The organism is Pantoea sp. AS-PWVM4 (assembly GCF_000468095.1).
Taxonomy (GTDB): Bacteria; Pseudomonadota; Gammaproteobacteria; order Enterobacterales; family Enterobacteriaceae; genus Pantoea; species Pantoea phytobeneficialis.
Map to the genome: position 1 here is coordinate 46,180 of NZ_ASZC01000006.1, position 19,418 is coordinate 65,597.

Sequence of the window (19,418 nt, forward strand, 5' to 3'; positions counted from 1 at the left end):
ATACTGCAAACGCAGCGGGTAACCAAATCACAAAGCGACACTATCTTTCAATTTACCCTGGCTTATTTTTTCACCTCTACATCTTGCAAAAATAAGAATGCAAGAATAAGATCGTCTTCTTCAGTAAAGACGAATCTGTGATTTTTGAGTTTTCTAGTGGGGTGCTTTATGCATAATAATCAATTCCTTAGTCGCAGACTGGCTGCCTGGCGGGAAGCAAAAAAAATTAATCAGGAAGTTCTTTCCGAAGTGATGGGTTTTAAAGACAGGCAAACCCTCTCTGCGATTGAAAAAGGTGCCAGAAATCTCCAACCGGAAGAGCTTATGCTCGCTCTCGCTTATCTTGATATCAGTTTTGAGGAGTTTGCCGACCCCTATTCTTTGGTTGGCGAAGTTGAATACTCATGGCGGCAAAGCGATGCAACCGATGTCATTCTGGTAGAGTTTGAAAAGAAGACTAATCGCCTCGTAGCTCTCTATCGAGACTTACGCCAACATTTCTCTACAGAAGCGCCGAGCGTCATTTTTCCCCGGCTCACTTTAGATAAAGATAGTACTCTGGAAGAGGCGCAGCGTTGTGCAGAGCATCTCGTAGATGAACTGGCATTAGGGGAGTTTCCTGCTGAAAACCTGGAGTCTCGTTTACTTAAGCGATTCAACATTCTCATGCTCTATATTGATGCCCCTAAAGATGTTTCAGGTGCAGCAATCAGACATAAGGATGTGAGTGTTGTATTAGTTAACAGGAGTGAAGTCTCGGGGCGGCGTAATTTTGATATTGCCCATGAAGTCTTTCATTGTCTAACCTGGGATGCTTTACCACCACGGCATATTGAATACGCATATTCGAAAACAAAAAAACCACATGAGGAAAGGTTAGCTGATGCGTTTGCCAGCGCCCTTCTTATGCCGGGGAAAAGTGTAGATAAATATCTTGCAATGCTTGATGAGCCACTGAATGAACTGACTCTTAATGCACTTGCTGATAAATTCCAGGTGTCCTCGCAAGCATTAAAGTGGCGTCTGGTCAGTTTAAAGAAAATATCTGAAAATGATGCCAAAGTATTTGATGATAGTCTTATGGTAAACAATGGTCACTCAAGGGATATAACGACACCTCGCCTTTATAATCAGCAGTTTGTTGAGTACGTTGCGAAAGCGTTAGACAGTGGCTTAATCTCTGTCAGGAAAATGGCGACAGTGACAGGTTTAACTATTGAGGAGCTTAAGCAACTAATGCTGGATTATAACAAGCCCGTTCCCTTTGATCTCTAAATGGACTTAGCATGACGATAAAAGCTGGCGATATAGTCTTAATTGATACTAATGTTATTATTGAAGCTCATCGAGTATCCTGCTGGCCAGCTTTAAGTCAGCAATATCAGTTCCATACCGTAGCCACGGTTATGGAAGAAACGCAAACCGGTTTTCAAAATCGAACCAGTCCTCAGCAAATTGACTTCGGCCAGTTATCCCAGTCAATGGCTCACATTTATACAGTTACTGAGCCAGACAGAATACGTTGTACCTTTTCTCATCCCGATATTATGGGGCTCGACCCTGGTGAGCAAGACTTGCTGATTTATGCCAGCAAAGCTGGGCAGGCTTGCTGGCTCCTTGCCAGCCCTGATAAAGCCGCGATGCGGGTAGCACATAAAATTGGCTGGCTGGAGCAGATGGTATCTTTAGAAAGTTTGCTTAAGTCGATAAATCTTTATCCCAAACTCGCAAAAAATTACACACAGCAGTGGCATTCGAATACCAGTCAGAATATCAGATTAGGTCTGCTTTAAAGAAAAGGAGCGCATTCTTCCGGGCAACAATAATGCGTTCCTCAATCCTCATTACTTACCAATACAAAAACTGGAGAAAATCCGCCCCAGCAAGTCATCAGAGGTGAACTCACCGGTAATTTCGCTCAACGCCTGTTGTGCCAGACGCAGCTCCTCGGCCAGCAGCTCGCCCGCCCAGGCTCCCAGCAGCTGATCTTTGCCTTGTTGCAAATGGGTTGCCGCCAGTTCCAGCGCCTGCAAATGGCGACGGCGAGCAAGGAAGCCACCTTCCATATTGCCGCTGAAGCCCATGGTTTGTTTCAGGTGATCGCGCAGGGTATCCACACCTTCGCCGGTACGGGCGGAGAGGCGAATAAGTGAGTGACCATTTACTTCAGACAGACCAAGGGACTCGCCTGTCATATCGGCTTTGTTTCGTACCACGGTGATCGGCAGTTCGGCTGGCAAACGCGAAACAAAATCGGGCCAGATGGCCGCCGCTTCCGTGGCGTCAGTGGTGGTGCCATCCACCATAAACAACACACGGTCAGCCTGCTCAATCTCCTGCCAGGCACGCTCAATACCGATGCGTTCTACTTCGTCGCTGGCATCGCGTAAACCGGCAGTATCGATGATATGCAATGGCATTCCGTCGATATGAATGTGTTCGCGCAGTACATCACGCGTCGTTCCGGCAATATCGGTGACAATTGCGGCTTCTCTTCCAGCTAATGCATTGAGAAGACTGGATTTTCCAGCGTTAGGACGTCCGGCGATCACCACTTTCATCCCCTCGCGCAGCAGGCTACCCTGGCGTGCTTCAGCACGCACGCCATTCAGGTCACCGATCACCGCATTCAGCTGCGCTTCAATTTTCCCGTCGGAAAGGAAGTCGATCTCTTCATCAGGAAAGTCGATAGCGGCTTCCACATAGATGCGCAGGTAAGTAAGTGCTTCCACAAGCGCGTTAATGCGGATAGAGAATGCCCCCTGCAACGAGTTCACCGCCGAACGTGCCGCTTGCTCTGAGCTGGCATCAATCAGGTCAGCAATGGCTTCTGCCTGAGCCAGGTCGAGCTTGTCATTCAGGAAGGCGCGTTCAGAAAACTCACCTGGTTGTGCGATGCGAACGCCGGGCAGCGCCACAATACGCTTCAGCAGCAGGTCGAGGATCACCGGGCCACCGTGGCCCTGCAACTCCAGCACATCTTCACCGGTGAAGGAGTTTGGTCCGGGGAACCACAGCGCAATGCCCTGATCCAGCACGCGGCCATCGCTATCGGTAAACGGCAGATAGTCGGCATAGCGCGGTTTCGGCAGTTTGCCCAGCACGGCTTGCGCGATGTCAGCGGCTTTGGCACCGGAGATACGCAGGATGCCGACGCCGCCACGTCCGGGGGGCGTCGCCTGGGCGACGATGGTATCGCTGTGGCTCATAAATCACCTTTTTTTGCAAAAAAACAGGGCGGCATAAATGCCGCCCCTTGAGTATACGTCGTGGCTCGTGGGAGCTGGACGTTACGCTTTCTTCTTGTCGCGGCTATGCAGACCACGTTTTTCCAGGCCGCGATAAATCAGCTGCTGCTGGAGGATGGTAACCAGGTTGCTGACGATGTAGTACAGCACCAGACCTGACGGGAACCACAGGAAGAAGACGGTAAAGATAACCGGCATGTAAGTCATGATCTTCTGCTGCATCGGATCGGTCACGGTAGTCGGTGACATCTTCTGAATGAAGAACATGGTGATACCCATGATAACCGGCAGGATGTAGTACGGGTCCTGCGCAGACAAGTCATGAATCCACAGAATAAACGGCGCATGACGCAGTTCAACCGAGCCTGACAGCATGTAGTACAGGGCAAGGAAGATTGGCATCTGAATCACCAGCGGCAGACAGCCACCGAGCGGGTTGACCTTCTCCGCTTTGTACAGCGCCATCATCTCCTGGCTCATCTTCTGCTTATCGTCGCCCAGACGCTCACGCATCGCCTGAATCTTCGGCTGTAGCATGCGCATCTTCGCCATCGAGGTGTACTGCGCTTTGGTCAGCGGGTACATGATGCCACGAACGATGAAGGTGATAACGATGATGGAGAAGCCCCAGTTACCGATGAAGCTGTGGATAAATTTCAGCAGCTTAAACAGCGGCTGAGAGATGAACCACAACCAGCCGTAATCTACGGTCAGATCCAGGTGAGGCGCAATGGCCGCCATTTTGTCCTGAATTTCCGGGCCAACCCACAGGGTCGCGCCAAGATTCTGCTGTGCGCCAGGGGCGATAGTTACCGGTGCAGATTTATAACCGATGGCTGCCACGCCGTTACCCAGGTTGCTGGTGTACAGGGTGTTGGTGCCTTCAGTACGTGGAACCCACGCGGTAGCAAAGTATTGCTGCAACATCGCCACCCAGCCGTTGCTGGTGGTGGTGTTCAGGTTCTCGTTATCATTGATGGTATCGAATTTATATTTTTCGTATTTCGCATCGCTGGTCGAGTACGCTGCGCCACGGAAGGTGTGCAGAGCAAAGTTGTTGCTGCCGGTATCGCGGTGTTTCGGGACTTCAATAGTCTGCTTCAGCTGACCAAACATCGCGACTTCCAGCGGCTGCTGGCTGGCGTTATTGATGTTGTAGTCAACATTTACAGCGAATTCGCCGCGTTTGAACACGAAGGTTTTGGTGTAGACCACACCGTTTTCGCCGGTCCAGGTGAGCGGTACGCGCAGCTCAGTCTGACCTTCCGCCATCTCAAAGTGGTCCTGAGTGGTGGTGAAAAGCGGACGCGCGCCATTGTTCGGGTTATCCGGACCGTTGCGACCAGTTAAGCCGCTCTGCGCCTGATAGATGAACGCCGGGGTAGTTTCAAGCAGCTGGAACGGTGCATCCGAACCCAGTTTATCCGGGTACGTCAGCAGTGAGGCTTGCTCGATATCGCCGCCACGGGTGTTGATGTTTAAAGACAGGACATCAGTCTTAACGGTGATCGTTTTGCCCTGGCCGCTGCCGGGAACGCCGGAAGTGGCGGCATCACCCGCTGTGCTGTTAGTGGTCTGCGTGGTCTGGGTTTGCTGCGGCTGCGGAGCATGGTCCGTCTGCCAGGCTTGCCAGATCATAAAAGACACGAACAGAAAAGCGATGAGAAAGAGATTGCGTTGCGAATCCATCGTTAATGTTCTCTGGTTTCAAAGTTTTTTTGGCGGCACAGGATCGTCGCCACCCGGGTTCAAAGGGTGGCATTTTAATACGCGTTTAATCGTCAACCAACTGCCTTTTATTACGCCAAAGCGACGTAAGGCCTCAATTCCATACTGCGAACAGGAGGGATGGAACCGGCAATGAGGTCCCAGCAGTGGGCTGATGGCGCGTTGATACACGCGTATCAGGCCGATCAGGAGCCGCGAGCCAGGCGACAGTGACGACGCCATAATTTCTCCAACGCTTCCGCCAGCGCACGGTTATCCAGGTCAGCAACCCCTTTTTTAGCCACGACCACAAAATCCATCGCGGGCAGTTCATGTTGGCGCAGACGAAAGCTTTCGCGGGTCAATCGCTTGATCCGGTTGCGTTCATGGGCGCGTTTAACATGTTTTTTGGCGACGGTGAGACCGATGCGGGGATGCCCCAGCGAGTTAAGGCGGCCGAGGATGGTGATTTGCGGCGTGCCAGCCCTTTGTGGCTGCTGGAAGACGAAAGTGAAATGAGTGGGAGTTAACAAACGTAACTCCCTGGGAAATGCGAGCTTAACCACGAGGGTTAGCTTTTATTACTTAGAAACGGTCAGACGAGAACGGCCTTTAGCACGACGACGTGCCAGAACCTGACGACCATTTTTAGTAGCCATACGTGCACGGAAGCCGTGAGAACGGTTGCGCTTCAGTACGGACGGTTGAAAAGTGCGTTTCATGGCGATTTCTACCTAAACTTGAAAATTTTCACTGGGTGACGCGTTTTCGGGCCAGTAAATCGACCGACGCCTCAATGTGTCTTTAATAAAGAGGCGGGATTGTAATAATTGTACAGTCCAGAGTCAATTTACTTCGCTGGTCGCGGTACCAGGAAAACCCGGATACAGCCCGCTGATTCCGGGCATTGGGCTGAACGCGACAACGCCGGGGTGGAGAATTATACGGGCTATACGTTAAAGCGCAAGGATCGAGCAGGATCTTCTTGCGATCGATCGGCGGATTTTTTTTGCGGAAAACGAGACACGGCCAGAAAATTTACAGCTTTCATCCTGATCCCCGCTCGCTTTTTCGCCAGAAGGCGTAAACTCTTTAGCGCTTCCGCACCCTGTGGATAAATTGGATCAAAACTGTGTAGAAAGGGGAGATCTCTGTGCCGCTTTGCGCTATGATCCGCCCTTCCGCTGACGATCCACTCTGAGATCGCAGGGAGGCTACCGCGGATAGCGGTCGCAGGCGCTTTCTGATCGCCTGTGTCAAAAAACGAACGTTTCTTTTATTAGCGCCTAAAATTCTTATCGATTTTGTACGAGTGGAGTCCGCCGTGTCACTTACGCTTTGGCAACAGTGTCTTGCCCGTTTGCAGGATGAGCTTCCTGCCACCGAATTCAGCATGTGGATTCGTCCGCTGCAAGCTGAATTGAACGACAATACGCTGGCCTTATATGCACCAAATCGGTTTGTACTCGACTGGGTTCGGGATAAATATCTCAACAGTATCAATGGGCTGCTGAATGAATTCTGCGGTGCGGATGTGCCGTTGCTGCGTTTTGAGGTGGGCACGCGCCCGGTGGCGCAAGTTGCGGCCAGCCAGCCTGCGATGGCCAGCGTTAGCGCGCCGGCTCCGGCGCAAAGCCGTCCGGCTCCGGCGCAAACGCTGCGCCCAAGCTGGGACTCTGTCCCCGCGCCAGCGGATGTAACTTACCGCTCCAATGTGAATAACCGCCATAACTTTGACAACTTCGTTGAAGGTAAATCTAACCAACTGGCGCGCGCGGCGGCACGTCAGGTGGCGGATAATCCGGGTGGTGCTTATAACCCGCTGTTCCTTTATGGCGGCACGGGTCTGGGCAAAACTCACCTGTTACATGCGGTCGGCAACGGCATCATGGCGCGCAAGCCCAATGCCAAAGTGGTGTACATGCACTCCGAACGTTTTGTGCAGGACATGGTGAAAGCGCTACAAAACAACGCCATTGAAGAGTTCAAACGTTACTATCGCTCCGTCGATGCATTGTTAATCGATGACATCCAGTTCTTTGCCAATAAAGAGCGATCGCAGGAGGAGTTTTTCCACACCTTCAATGCGCTGCTGGAAGGCAATCAACAGATCATCCTGACCTCGGATCGTTACCCCAAAGAGATCAACGGTGTGGAAGATCGTCTGAAGTCGCGCTTTGGCTGGGGATTGACCGTAGCGATTGAGCCGCCGGAGCTTGAGACGCGTGTTGCGATCCTGATGAAGAAAGCCGATGAAAACGACATTCGCCTGCCGGGTGAAGTGGCGTTCTTTATTGCCAAGCGTCTGCGTTCTAACGTCCGTGAGCTGGAAGGCGCACTGAATCGCGTTATCGCCAACGCCAACTTTACCGGCCGCGCCATTACCATCGATTTCGTGCGTGAAGCGCTGCGCGATCTGCTGGCGTTGCAGGAAAAGCTGGTCACCATCGACAACATTCAAAAGACGGTGGCGGAGTATTACAAAATTAAAGTGGCTGATCTGCTCTCCAAGCGCCGTTCGCGCTCGGTAGCACGTCCACGCCAGATGGCGATGGCGATGGCGAAAGAGCTGACCAACCATAGCCTGCCGGAAATTGGTGATGCGTTTGGTGGCCGCGACCATACCACCGTGCTTCACGCCTGCCGTAAAATCGAGCAGCTGCGTGAAGAGAGCCACGACATCAAAGAAGATTTCTCTAACCTCATTCGAACTTTATCTTCCTGACGCTATGAAATTTATTGTTGAACGTGAGCAGTTGCTGAAACCGCTGCAACAAGTCAGCGGCCCGCTTGGTGGGCGTCCTACGCTGCCGATCCTCGGAAATTTGCTGCTGCAGGTTAATGAAGGCACCCTGCTGCTGACCGGCACCGATCTGGAAATGGAGATGGTGGCGCGCGTGGCGTTAACGCAGCCGCATGAACCTGGTGCGACCACGGTTCCGGCGCGTAAATTCCTCGACATTTGTCGCGGTCTGCCGGATGGCGCAGAGATCACCCTGACGCTGGAAGGCGACAGAATGCTGGTGCGCTCTGGCCGCAGCCGTTTTTCACTCTCCACGCTGCCCGCCAGTGATTTTCCCAATCTGGATGACTGGCAAAGCGAGGTGGAATTCACCCTGCCGCAGGCCACGCTGAAGCGTCTGATTGAAGCTACGCAGTTTTCGATGGCGCATCAGGACGTGCGTTACTACCTCAACGGCATGCTGTTTGAAACCGAAGGGGAAGAGTTGCGCACTGTCGCAACCGATGGTCACCGTCTGGCGGTCTGCTCGATGCCTATCGGTCAGGCGTTACCTAACCATTCGGTGATCGTGCCGCGTAAAGGGGTGATTGAGCTGGTACGTCTGCTTGACGGCGGCGAAACCCCGTTACAGGTACAAATCGGCAGCAGCAATATCCGCGCCCACGTCGGCGATTTTATTTTTACATCGAAGCTGGTTGATGGTCGTTTCCCGGATTATCGCCGCGTATTGCCGAAAAATCCCGACAAAGCGCTGGAAGCCGGTTGCGATCTGCTGAAGCAGGCGTTTGCGCGTGCGGCGATTTTGTCGAATGAGAAATTCCGCGGTGTTCGCATCTATATCACCGAAAATCAGCTCAAAATCACCGCCAACAACCCGGAACAGGAAGAAGCGGAAGAGATGCTGGATGTCAGCTACAACGGCAGCGAGCTGGAGATTGGTTTCAACGTGAGTTACGTGCTGGATGTGCTGAACGCGCTGAAGTGCGAAAATGTGCGTTTGCTACTGACTGACTCCGTATCGAGTGTGCAAATCGAGGATGTTGCCAGCCCGGCAGCCGCCTACGTTGTCATGCCAATGCGGTTGTAGAAAATATCGGCCTGGCAAGCAAGCCAGGCCTGGTTTATTGAAGTTTGGTAAACACCCTCTTCTTGTCCTCCAAAGCTGGATTGATTGATGGCTTTAACCCGCCTCCTGATTAAAGATTTTCGTAACATCGAACAGGCCGATCTGACATTAGCGCCGGGGTTTAACTTCCTCGTGGGTGCCAACGGCAGCGGCAAAACCAGCGTACTGGAGGCGATATACACCCTGGGGCATGGCCGTGCCTTTCGCAGTTTGCAGGCCGGACGGGTCATTCGTCATGATCAACAAGCCTTCGTGCTGCATGGTCGCATCGAAGGTGGCGAGCGCGAGTTGGCGGTCGGGCTGACCAAAAATCGCGCCGGTGAAAGCAAGGTACGTATCGACGGTAGCGACGGTCATAAAGTCGCCGAACTGGCGCAGTTGTTGCCGATGCAGTTAATCACCCCCGAGGGGTTTACTTTACTCAACGGCGGCCCCAAATACCGTAGAGCCTATATCGACTGGGGCTGTTTTCATGCCGCCCCCGGTTTTTTCAACGCCTGGAGCAACCTGCGTCGTTTGCTGAAGCAACGCAATGCCGCACTGCGCCAGGTGACGCGTTACAGTCAGATTCGTCCGTGGGATCAGGAACTGGTGCCGCTGGCCGAACAAATCAGCGCCTGGCGTGCGGAATACAGCGAAGCCATTTGCAGCGAAATCACCGCGACTTGTGCCCAGTTCTTGCCTGAGTTTGAGCTGGCATTCTCCTTCCAGCGCGGCTGGGACAAGGAGAGCGACTACGGCGAACTGCTGGAACGCAATTTCGAGCGCGATCGCGCGCTAACCTACACCGCCAGCGGCCCGCACAAAGCGGATTTCCGCATTCGTGCCGAGGGTACGCCGGTGGAAGATTTACTCTCACGCGGCCAGTTAAAACTGCTGATGTGCGCGCTGCGCCTGGCGCAGGGGGAATATCTCACGCGCAGCAGTGGACGCCGTTGCCTCTACCTGATTGATGACTTTGCTTCAGAGCTGGATGACGTGCGTCGCCGCCTGTTAGCGGAGCGATTGAAAGCCACGCAGGCGCAGGTGTTTGTCAGTGCCATTGGTGTCGAGCATGTAATCGACATGAGTGACGAAAAGGGCAAGATGTTCCGCGTGGAACAGGGTAAAATAGCAGTTCAACCTGAAGATTAAATGAGCGAGAAACGTTGATGTCGAATTCTTATGACTCCTCAAGTATCAAAGTTCTGAAAGGGCTTGATGCGGTACGCAAACGCCCTGGCATGTATATCGGCGATACGGATGACGGCACCGGTCTGCATCACATGGTATTCGAGGTCGTGGATAACGCCATCGACGAAGCGCTCGCCGGTTACTGTAGTGACATCGTGGTCACCATTCATGCCGATAATTCCGTATCGGTACAGGATGATGGTCGTGGCATCCCGACGGGTATCCACCCGGAAGAGGGCGTGTCGGCGGCCGAAGTGATCATGACGGTCCTGCACGCGGGCGGTAAGTTCGACGACAACTCGTATAAAGTATCCGGTGGTCTGCACGGCGTGGGTGTTTCCGTGGTTAACGCCCTGTCGCAGAAACTGGAACTGACCATTCGTCGTGATGGCAAAGTGCATCAGCAAACCTACGTCCACGGCGTGCCGCAGGCCCCGCTGGCGGTGGTGGGTGATACCGATGCTACCGGTACGCGCGTGCGTTTCTGGCCGAGCCATGAAACCTTCACCAACGTGACTGAATTTGAGTACGACATCCTGGCAAAACGCCTGCGTGAACTGTCGTTCCTCAACTCCGGTGTGTCAATTCGCCTTGAAGATAAGCGCGATGACAAGAAGGATCATTATCACTACGAAGGGGGGATCAAGGCGTTTGTTGAGTATCTCAACCGCAACAAAAACCCGATTCACCCGAACGTGTTCTACTTCTCTACCGAGAAGGACGGCATTGGTGTGGAAGTGGCATTGCAGTGGAACGATGGTTTCCAGGAAAACATCTACTGCTTCACGAACAACATTCCACAGCGCGATGGCGGTACACACCTTGCGGGCTTCCGTGCGGCGATGACGCGTACCCTGAATGCCTACATGGACAAAGAAGGCTACAGCAAAAAAGCCAAAGTCAGCGCCACCGGTGATGACGCGCGTGAAGGTCTGATCGCCGTGGTATCGGTAAAAGTACCGGACCCGAAATTCTCCTCGCAGACCAAAGACAAGCTGGTTTCCTCAGAAGTGAAATCGGCGGTTGAACAGCAGATGAACGAACTGCTGGCGGAGTATCTGCTGGAAAATCCATCTGACGCGAAAATCGTCGTTGGCAAAATTATCGATGCGGCGCGTGCGCGTGAAGCGGCACGTCGTGCTCGTGAGATGACGCGTCGTAAAGGCGCGCTGGACCTCGCAGGTCTGCCGGGCAAACTGGCGGATTGCCAGGAGCGCGACCCGGCGCTGTCCGAAATCTACCTGGTGGAGGGTGACTCCGCAGGCGGTTCGGCCAAGCAGGGACGTAACCGTAAGAACCAGGCGATTCTGCCGCTGAAAGGTAAAATCCTCAACGTAGAGAAAGCGCGTTTCGACAAGATGCTTTCTTCGCAGGAAGTGGCGACGCTGATCACCGCGTTGGGTTGCGGCATTGGCCGTGACGAATACAACCCGGACAAACTGCGTTATCACAGCATCATTATCATGACCGATGCCGACGTCGATGGTTCGCACATCCGTACGCTGCTGTTGACCTTCTTCTATCGTCAGATGCCGGAAATCGTGGAACGTGGTCACGTCTACATCGCGCAGCCGCCGTTGTACAAAGTGAAGAAAGGCAAGCAGGAGCAGTACATCAAAGACGACGAAGCGATGGATCAATATCAAATCGCGATCGCCCTTGATGGCGCAACCCTGCACACCAACGCCAGCGCCCCGGCACTGGGGGGCGAACCGCTGGAAAATCTGGTGGCGAGCTTCAACAGCACCCAGCGCATGATCAAACGTATGGAGCGCCGCTATCCGCTCGCGCTGCTGCGTGGGCTGATTTACCATCCGACCCTGAGCGACCTCAGCGATGAAGCCGCGGTGAAAGGTTGGCTGGATGGACTGGTGGCCTATCTGACCGAGCGCGAAGCGCATGGCAGCACCTACGTTGCTCAGGTGCGCGCTAACCGTGAGCAGAACCTGTTTGAGCCGGTACTGCGTGTACGAACTCACGGGGTGGATACCGATTATCCGCTGGACAGCGAATTTATCGCTGGTCCTGAATACCGCAAAATCTGCGACCTTGGTGAGCAGTTGCGCGGCCTGATTGAGGAAGATGCGTTTATTGAGCGTGGCGAACGTCGTCAGCCAGTAACCAGCTTCGAACAAGCGATTGACTGGCTGGTGAAAGAATCCCGCCGTGGCCTGTCAGTTCAGCGCTACAAAGGATTGGGCGAGATGAACCCGGAGCAGTTGTGGGAAACCACTATGGACCCGGACAGCCGCCGCATGTTGCGCGTCACCATCAAAGACGCCATCGCCGCCGACCAGTTGTTCACCACGCTGATGGGCGATGCGGTAGAACCACGCCGCGCCTTCATCGAAGAGAACGCGCTGAAAGCCGCCAACATCGATATCTGATGTGCCAAAACCCTTCCCAATCGGGAAGGGTTTTTTGTTTGTTACCCGCCTGACATTTCCTTTTCTGCTTAAAAAACATCTGCGTTAGCTTTTGTTTGCTTCCGTTTTTTCCCGTGCGCTGCGATCCGTGTCACTTACATCTGTTGTCCACTCCCTTACGCTTTGGGCGAAGCGGAGGGGATGACGCATGTTTCTGGAAGAGCGACGTAATCAAATACTTAAATGGCTGGATGAACAGGATCGCGTAACGGTTAACGGGCTGGCAAGCCAGCTCGGCGTTACACGCGAAACCATTCGTACCGATCTCGGCGCACTGGCGCGTCAGGGATTGGTACAACGCTGCTATGGCGGGGCGATTGCCCTGCGCCGCAACCTCCAGGAAAAATTGATCAGCGAAAGTGGCGGAAATTTTGAAGTGTTGCTGGAGCGTTTGCAGGCGCGGCGTCCGAGCGCAACATCTGCGGTAAAAAACGGCAAAGTATGCATTCTTGGTGCCTTTAACGTCGATATCGTGGCAAAAGTTGCACGTTTTCCTCGCGGCGGCGAATCACTGCTGGCGCTCGGCAGCACCCTCGGTCCGGGCGGCAAAGGGGCCAACCAGGCGATGGCGGCCAGTTGTGCCGGTACGCGGGTGCATTTTGTCGCCAAAGTTGGCACCGATCAGTTCAGCAAGTTTGCGTTTGACCATCTGTCGGCCTCAGGCATCCACTCGTTCCGTCTGTACCAGACGGATAGTGAGCCGACCGGAAGCGCCATCATTTACGTCTCGCAGGAGAATGGCGAGAACATGATCGCCATCTATTCCGGCGCGAACAAAACCTTCACCGACGACGAAATCGCCGAGATGACCCACGAGTTGTCGGATGCCAGCGTGCTGCTGCTGCAACTGGAAAACAACTTTGAGGCCACGCTCAGCGCGATTCGTCTCGCTCATACGCTCGGGGTGTGGGTGATTATGAACCCCGCACCGTTTTCCGCCGAGGTGTTGAGCTGTCTGGCGATGATTGACGTGCTAACCCCCAATGAAACCGAAGCCTCGTTGCTGTCTGGCATCGAAATCGTCGATTTAGCCAGCGCGCGCGCCGCCGCACTGGCCATCGTCGAACTGGGCGCGCGACGCGTCATCATCACTATGGGATCACGCGGTGCGTTACTGCTTGATAACCAACAATTTCATCATATTCCGGCCTTCCCGGCGCTGAGCGTCGATACCACCGGGGCAGGCGACGCCTTCAACGGTGCGCTGGCCGCCGCGTTGGCGCAGGGGCAAAGCCTGTTGCAGGCCGCCACCTGGGCATCGGCCTTTGCCGCGCTGGCGGTAGAGCGCGAAGGTGCCAGCAATATGCCGGATCGACAGCAGGTTATGGCCCGACTTCATCAACGATAACAAATCACAGCGGTGGAACCGCTGGCAGGAGAGAACATGAAAAAAATCGAAGGCATTGTGCCGGTTATGCTTACCCCCTTTACGGCAGACAACCAGGTTGATTATCCGGGGCTGGAGCGCCTGATTAACTGGTATCTGACGGAAGGTGTCGATGCATTGTTCGCGGTATGTCAGTCGAGCGAAATGCAGTTCTTAAGCCTCGAAGAACGCGTGGCGCTGGCGAAATTTGTGGTGGAAAAAGTACAGGGTCGCGTGCCGGTGATTGCGTCTGGTCATATCAGCGACGATCTGGCGCAACAAACCGCCGAGTTGCAGGCGATGGCGAACACCGGCATCGATGCGCTGGTGCTGGTGACTAACCATCTCGACCCGAAAAATGAGGGCAGCGCAACCTTCTACGCACACCTCAATCATTTGCTGGAGGCGCTGCCTGACACCATGCCGCTGGGCCTGTATGAATGCCCGGCTCCGTACCGTCGTCTGTTGAGCGATGAAGAGTTCAGCTTCTGCGCCAACAGCGGCCGTTTCGTGGTGCTGAAAGATGTGAGCTGCGACCTGCCGACGGTACAGCGTCGAGTGCAGTTGGCGGAAGGTACGCCGCTGGCGGTGATCAACGCCAACGCTGCCATCGCCTGGCCAGCCATGCAGGCCGGTTCCAAAGGTTTCAGCGGCGTCTTCACCAACTTCCATCCGGGGCTGTATCACTGGCTGTACCACCAGGGCGCGCAGCAGGCGGAGAAAGCCCACGAGCTTTCGCTGTTCCTGTCGCTCAGCGCGGTGACGGAAACCCTCGGCTACCCGAAAAACGCCAAAATCTACCATCAACGCCTGGGCACCTTCGCCAGCGAGCATTGCCGCGTTAATAAAGACAACGTGCTGGAGAAATTCTGGGGACTGGGCGTATTGCTCGACCAGATCCGCGATGGCAGCCAGATTTGGCAGCAACGTATCGAAAACCTCTGAGAAAAATACGTAGCGGTGCGATTTATCGCGCCGCTACGGCTGTACCTGAACCCATTAATGATAACGACAGGGAAAACACCATGATTGTATGTGATAGCCAGGATTGGGCGCGTGAGCGCCATGCCTTCCACCCCATCGTCGACCAGGCGTTACGTTGGATAGCCGACACCGATTTCAGCCAACTGGCCACCGGCAAGTATGACTTGCTGCCGGATAACCAGATGTTCTGCCTGGTGCAGGAAATGGACACCGAACCGGCCAGCGATCGCCGTGCCGAGTCGCATTTTAACTACGTTGATATTCAGTACCTGTTGGCCGGACGCGAGAACATTGGCGTGGCGCGGGCGCATCCGCAGCATGTCATCATTGAAGATCTGCGCGCTGAGCGTGACGTGGTGTTTTATCAGGACACAATTGATGAATCGATGATCACTCTGACGCCGGGCATGTTCGCGCTGTTTTTCCCGCATGACGTGCATCGTCCCTGCTGTGCCGCGCCTGATGCGCAGCCGATCCGTAAAGCGGTGATCAAAATTAACCTCAGCCTGTTTAACGCGGTGGGGGCAACACAATGAAAACCTCGGTGAATACCTTGTCCGGCGCCGCAGTGGCGCAGCCCACGCTTGTGGGCAAATTACGCTGGGGAATCATTACCATCCTGCTGCTGGCAGCGGTGGTGAACTACCTCGATCGTGCCAACCTGAGTATCGCCAACACCACCATCGCGGCAGAATTTGGTTTCTCGCAGACCGAGATGGGCCTGCTGTTGTCGGCGTTTCTCTGGCCCTATGCGCTGGCAAACCTGCCGGCGGGTTGGCTGGTGGATAAGTTTGGTCCGAAGAGAATGTTCTCCTGGGCGCTGGGGTTATGGTCCAGCTTTACCGTGCTGGCGGCTTTCGTAAACAGCTACAGCTTCTTCTATGGCCTGCGTATGCTGCTGGGCGTCTCTGAGTCGCCGTTCTTTACCTCCGGCATCAAAATCACCCATCGCTGGTTTGGTGATAATGAACGAGGCCTGCCGACGGCGATCATCAATACCGGTTCGCAAATCGCTAACGCCATTGCGCCACCGATTCTTACCGTGCTGCTGCTGACTTTTGGCTGGCGTGGGATGTTCGTTGCCATTGGTCTGATGGGGATTCCGCTGCTGCTGGCGTGGTGGAAATTCTATCGCGACCCGGATGCGCGTGAAGATGCGCTGCTGCATGCCGGACAGCGCAGCGTCGCTGCCCCGGAAGAACGCGCGCAAGCGAGCTGGGGCGCATTGTTCCGTCACAGCACCACCTGGTTTATGGTGATCGGTAACTTCTCCATCATGTTCACCATCTGGGTGTACCTCACCTGGCTGCCGGGCTATCTGGAAAAATCCCTCGGCTTCAGCCTGAAAGCAACCGGATGGATCGCCTCGATTCCGTTCCTGTGCGGCATTCTGGGTGTGCTGGTAGGCGGTATGCTGTCCGATCGCCTGGTGCGTAACGGCGTGCGTGCCATCACCGCGCGTAAAATCCCTATCGTCACCGGTGCAGCGCTGGCGGCTTGTTTTGTCGCGCCGATTCCTTTTGTCGATAGCACACCGCTGGCGATTGGTCTGCTGGCGCTCGGCTATTTCTGTTCGCAGATGCCGCAGGGGGCGCTCTGGACGTTGGCGAGTGACATCGCGCCAAAATCACAGGTTGCATCGCTGGGGGCGATCCAGAACTTCGGTGGCTTCCTGGGGGCAGCAATGGCCCCGATCGTCACTGGCATCATCCTTGATACCACCGGCAAGTTCACCAACGTGTTCCTGCTGGGCGCGGGATTGCTGATGATTGGTGCGCTGAGCTACGGCCTGTTTGTGCGCAAGCCACTCCAGGCGAAATGATACTCAGGGTGCCGTCTGGCGTCGATAAACTGGTCAATGTGAGCTGAATCGCGCTAGCATGGATGCAAACTCTGAATTAACGAGGATGTTATGGCGATAAAACTGATTGCGATCGATATGGACGGCACCTTGCTTAACCCGTACCACCAGATCACCCCGGCAGTAAAATCCGCGATTGCCCGTGCACGCGATAAAGGTGTTGCCATTGTGCTGGCCACAGGTCGCCCCTTTGTCGGTGTCGAGCGCTACCTGCAAGAACTGGATTTACAGCAACCGGGGCAATATTGCATCAGCAACAATGGCGCGTTGGTCCAACGCGCCGATACCGGCGCAAGCGTGGCGGAAGTGACGCTGAGTTTTGATGATTTTCTCTACGTCGAGCAACTGGCGCGCGAACTTGGCGTCCATTTCCATGCGTTTGACCACTCCTCGTTGTATACGCCGAACAAAGATATCAGTGAGTACACCATCCACGAAGCCAGCCTGACCGGCATCCCGGTGCGTTATCGTGCCGTGGAAGAGATGGACCCGGCGACGCGCTTCCCGAAACTGATGATGATCGACAAACCTGCGTTGTTGGATAAGGCGGTGGCTGCGCTGCCGGCCCGCGCCCGCGACAGCTACACTATTTTGAAGAGCGCACCTTACTATCTCGAAATCCTCGATCCGCGCGTCAACAAAGGTTATGGCGTGAAAATGCTGGCGGAAAAACTCGGCCTGCAAGCCGCAGAAGTCATGACGATTGGCGATCAGGAAAACGACCTGGCGATGATTGAGTATGCCGGAACCGGGGTGGCAATGGGCAATGCGATTGATTCGGTAAAAAGTATTGCGCAGTTCATCACCAAAACCAACGCGGAAGATGGCGTGGCGTACGCGATCGAAGAGTTGGTGCTGTAATTCTCCTTTGATCTATGCAAATCCTGTAGCGGCGCGATTTATCGCGCGAGTTTTTCCTACATCGCGCACGAAATCGCGCCGCTACGGGATCTAAGGCTACCCCATGTCAGAAAAACAACTCACCTTTGCAGAACGTCATCATCAGCTGACCAATATCAATGTCTGGACCGCCGACAGCCAATGGCTGGCGTTTGATGTCCGACCTTCCGGTGCTTCCTTTACCAGCCTGACCATTGAACGCGTCAACGTGGCAAGTGGGGCAGTTGAGGTGTTGTACCAGGCACGCGACGGCGCGCACGTTGGCGTGGTGACCGTCAGCCCGGATCTCCCGCCACGCTATGTCTGTATCCACGGCCCGGAACATCCCGATGCGCACTGGCATTACGATTTCCACCATCGGCGTGGCGTGATTGTGCAGCAGGGGATCGCGGAGAATCTTGATGCCTGCGATATCACTGCTCCCTTTACGCCTGGCGCATTGCGCGGTGGTTCGCATGTTCATGTCTTCAGCCCGGACGGTTCGCGTCTGAGTTTTACCTACAACGATCATGTGATGCATGAAAAAGATGTGGCCGAAGATCTGCGTAACGTCGGTGTTGCTGTGCCGCTGCATCCGGTATGCCCGTCAAAACATCATCCGCGTGAATATGAGGGAAGCCATTATTGTGTGCTGGTCAGCCAGACGCAACGTGATCCCCTGCCGGGCAGTGATCAAATCGATCGTGCCTACGAGGAGTGCTGGATAGGCGATCGCGGCTATCAAAAGCCGGATGGCAGCTGGCAACGTTGGGCCATCGCGTTTATTGGTGATACCCGCTCAGTGAGTGGCGAAAAAGTACCGGAAGTGTTTGTGGTCGATCTGCCAACTGCGCTGGCGGATTACGCGAAGTCAGGTTCTTCTCCCCTACAGGGGACGCCCGACACATTGCCAGCGCCGCCGTCCGGGGTACAGCAACAACGCGTTACCCATACGCAGGGGCTGGCGTTACAGCCACGTCACTGGTTACGTGCCGCACCGGATGGCAGCGCCATCGCTTTTCTCATGGCGGATAAAAACGGCGTGGTGCAGCTGTGGACGGTGTCGCCCAACGGGGGGATACCACGTCAGGTGACGCAGCTGGCCAGTCGCATCCAGTCAGCCTTTAGCTGGCATCCTTCCGGTAAGGCCATCAGCTTTGTCTGTGACAACAGCGTGATGCGCTGCGAGCTGGAGAGCGGCAAATGCACGCGATTGACGCAGCGCAGTGACCAGCCGCCGTCAGGTGATGCGGTGGTCTGGTCGCCGGATGGAGGAAAGATCGCCTATATGCGAGAAATCAACGGCTGGCGGCAGCTGTTCTGCGTCAGTGCGACTCCGCAGGCATAGAAGCGGCGGTTGCCAGACTGGCCTGAGTCCCGGCCAGTTTTTCGCTTTGTAGCACGCGCTCGCGTGGTGAATCGATCGATTTGTCATCGTCGTGGCGGAAGTAATCCCACGGCAGCAGGAGGGTGTCCATCACCGCAGAGAAAGGCAGATCGATAGCGAGTAATGGCTTCATTGCCCAACTGGTTTGGTCATCAGTTAGCATCTCCGCGCTGGCGCGGGTACCGGGATAATAACCCTGGCTCGCGCCAGTGTGAGACATAAGACTGGAGCAACCGGAAGTCATACCTGCGCCACAGATCAACAGACCGGGCAGCAAAAAGCGTTTCATCATTTTCATCATCTTCTTTCATCCCTTCAGTCATGGCATGGCCCTGGCTGGAGTGTGTCACCTGATTAAGCATCACTCTGAGTTGATGTCTTTCTGTCCAGGCGAATAATGACCTGAGTGTATGCTATTTCATCAAAATTGCTGCAAGAAATTCCTCGAGAAACCTTGAAAGTGAAAAAATAGCGCCCACTTTTAAGGAACGGTCACGCTGCTTTCGCCGACAGGGAGA

General features: G+C 54.6%; 17 protein-coding genes and 1 pseudogene. 12 read left to right on the plus strand and 6 right to left on the minus strand.

Features of this window, described 5'->3' with window-relative positions; genetic code table 11:
• Window positions 1-168 precede the first annotated feature (168 nt).
• Complete coding sequence (locus tag L579_RS07460; protein ID WP_021183645.1) at window positions 169-1,275, plus strand: XRE family transcriptional regulator; 1,107 nt, start codon at window positions 169-171, stop codon at window positions 1,273-1,275.
• A gap of 11 nt (window positions 1,276-1,286) precedes the next feature.
• Complete coding sequence (locus tag L579_RS07465; protein WP_051337947.1) at window positions 1,287-1,793, plus strand: hypothetical protein; 507 nt, start codon at window positions 1,287-1,289, stop codon at window positions 1,791-1,793.
• A gap of 51 nt (window positions 1,794-1,844) precedes the next feature.
• Here the strand turns inward: L579_RS07465 and mnmE are convergent, their stop codons facing one another.
• The 5 genes and pseudogenes from mnmE to rpmH form a co-directional block, all read right to left on the minus strand.
• On the minus strand, window positions 1,845-3,209 hold the full coding sequence (gene mnmE, locus L579_RS07470) for a tRNA uridine-5-carboxymethylaminomethyl(34) synthesis GTPase MnmE (protein ID WP_021183647.1): 1,365 nt from the start codon (window positions 3,207-3,209) through the stop codon (window positions 1,845-1,847).
• Window positions 3,210-3,290: 81 nt separating this feature from the next.
• Window positions 3,291-4,937 (minus strand): membrane protein insertase YidC, encoded by a 1,647-nt coding sequence (gene yidC, locus L579_RS07475; RefSeq protein WP_013511118.1) that lies wholly within the window; start codon window positions 4,935-4,937, stop codon window positions 3,291-3,293.
• A 2-nt stretch (window positions 4,938-4,939) separates the two neighbouring features.
• Window positions 4,940-5,198, minus strand: a pseudogene (yidD, locus tag L579_RS23230) (membrane protein insertion efficiency factor YidD).
• Entirely contained in the window at window positions 5,162-5,521 is a 360-nt protein-coding gene (gene rnpA, locus L579_RS07480; protein ID WP_036625704.1) for a ribonuclease P protein component, read from the minus strand. Before rnpA ends, yidD begins: the two are co-directional and overlap by 37 nt.
• Before the next feature lie 15 nt (window positions 5,522-5,536).
• On the minus strand, window positions 5,537-5,677 hold the full coding sequence (gene rpmH / locus L579_RS23235; protein WP_003849659.1) for a 50S ribosomal protein L34: 141 nt from the start codon (window positions 5,675-5,677) through the stop codon (window positions 5,537-5,539).
• A 602-nt stretch (window positions 5,678-6,279) separates the two neighbouring features.
• Here rpmH and dnaA point away from each other — a divergent pair.
• From dnaA to L579_RS07530, 10 genes are all read left to right on the plus strand, one after another.
• Window positions 6,280-7,680 (plus strand): chromosomal replication initiator protein DnaA, encoded by a 1,401-nt coding sequence (gene dnaA / locus L579_RS07485; RefSeq protein WP_021183650.1) that lies wholly within the window; start codon window positions 6,280-6,282, stop codon window positions 7,678-7,680.
• 4 nt (window positions 7,681-7,684) lie between these two features.
• Window positions 7,685-8,785: a DNA polymerase III subunit beta gene (gene dnaN / locus L579_RS07490; protein ID WP_013507201.1), complete on the plus strand. Its 1,101-nt coding sequence runs from the start codon at window positions 7,685-7,687 to the stop codon at window positions 8,783-8,785.
• Between the two features lie 87 nt (window positions 8,786-8,872).
• The gene (gene recF / locus L579_RS07495; RefSeq protein WP_021183651.1) at window positions 8,873-9,958 is read left to right on the plus strand and encodes a DNA replication/repair protein RecF; all 1,086 of its coding nucleotides are present in this window, start codon (window positions 8,873-8,875) and stop codon (window positions 9,956-9,958) included.
• Between the two features lie 17 nt (window positions 9,959-9,975).
• Window positions 9,976-12,384: a DNA topoisomerase (ATP-hydrolyzing) subunit B gene (gene gyrB / locus L579_RS07500; protein WP_036625717.1), complete on the plus strand. Its 2,409-nt coding sequence runs from the start codon at window positions 9,976-9,978 to the stop codon at window positions 12,382-12,384.
• A gap of 187 nt (window positions 12,385-12,571) precedes the next feature.
• Window positions 12,572-13,771: a PfkB family carbohydrate kinase gene (locus L579_RS07505; protein WP_021183653.1), complete on the plus strand. Its 1,200-nt coding sequence runs from the start codon at window positions 12,572-12,574 to the stop codon at window positions 13,769-13,771.
• A gap of 36 nt (window positions 13,772-13,807) precedes the next feature.
• The gene (locus L579_RS07510) at window positions 13,808-14,734 is read left to right on the plus strand and encodes a dihydrodipicolinate synthase family protein (RefSeq protein ID WP_021183654.1); all 927 of its coding nucleotides are present in this window, start codon (window positions 13,808-13,810) and stop codon (window positions 14,732-14,734) included.
• Window positions 14,735-14,814: 80 nt separating this feature from the next.
• Window positions 14,815-15,309: a YhcH/YjgK/YiaL family protein gene (locus tag L579_RS07515; protein ID WP_021183655.1), complete on the plus strand. Its 495-nt coding sequence runs from the start codon at window positions 14,815-14,817 to the stop codon at window positions 15,307-15,309.
• On the plus strand, window positions 15,306-16,595 hold the full coding sequence (locus tag L579_RS07520; protein WP_021183656.1) for an MFS transporter: 1,290 nt from the start codon (window positions 15,306-15,308) through the stop codon (window positions 16,593-16,595). The genes L579_RS07515 and L579_RS07520 overlap by 4 nt, the downstream gene beginning before the upstream one ends.
• Window positions 16,596-16,685: 90 nt before the next feature.
• Entirely contained in the window at window positions 16,686-17,495 is an 810-nt protein-coding gene (gene yidA, locus L579_RS07525; protein WP_021183657.1) for a sugar-phosphatase, read from the plus strand.
• 103 nt (window positions 17,496-17,598) lie between these two features.
• The gene (locus tag L579_RS07530; protein WP_021183658.1) at window positions 17,599-18,861 is read left to right on the plus strand and encodes a DUF3748 domain-containing protein; all 1,263 of its coding nucleotides are present in this window, start codon (window positions 17,599-17,601) and stop codon (window positions 18,859-18,861) included.
• Here the strand turns inward: L579_RS07530 and L579_RS07535 are convergent.
• Complete coding sequence (locus L579_RS07535) at window positions 18,839-19,198, minus strand: YceK/YidQ family lipoprotein (protein WP_036625886.1); 360 nt, start codon at window positions 19,196-19,198, stop codon at window positions 18,839-18,841. The genes L579_RS07530 and L579_RS07535 overlap by 23 nt on opposite strands.
• Window positions 19,199-19,418: the final 220 nt, after the last annotated feature.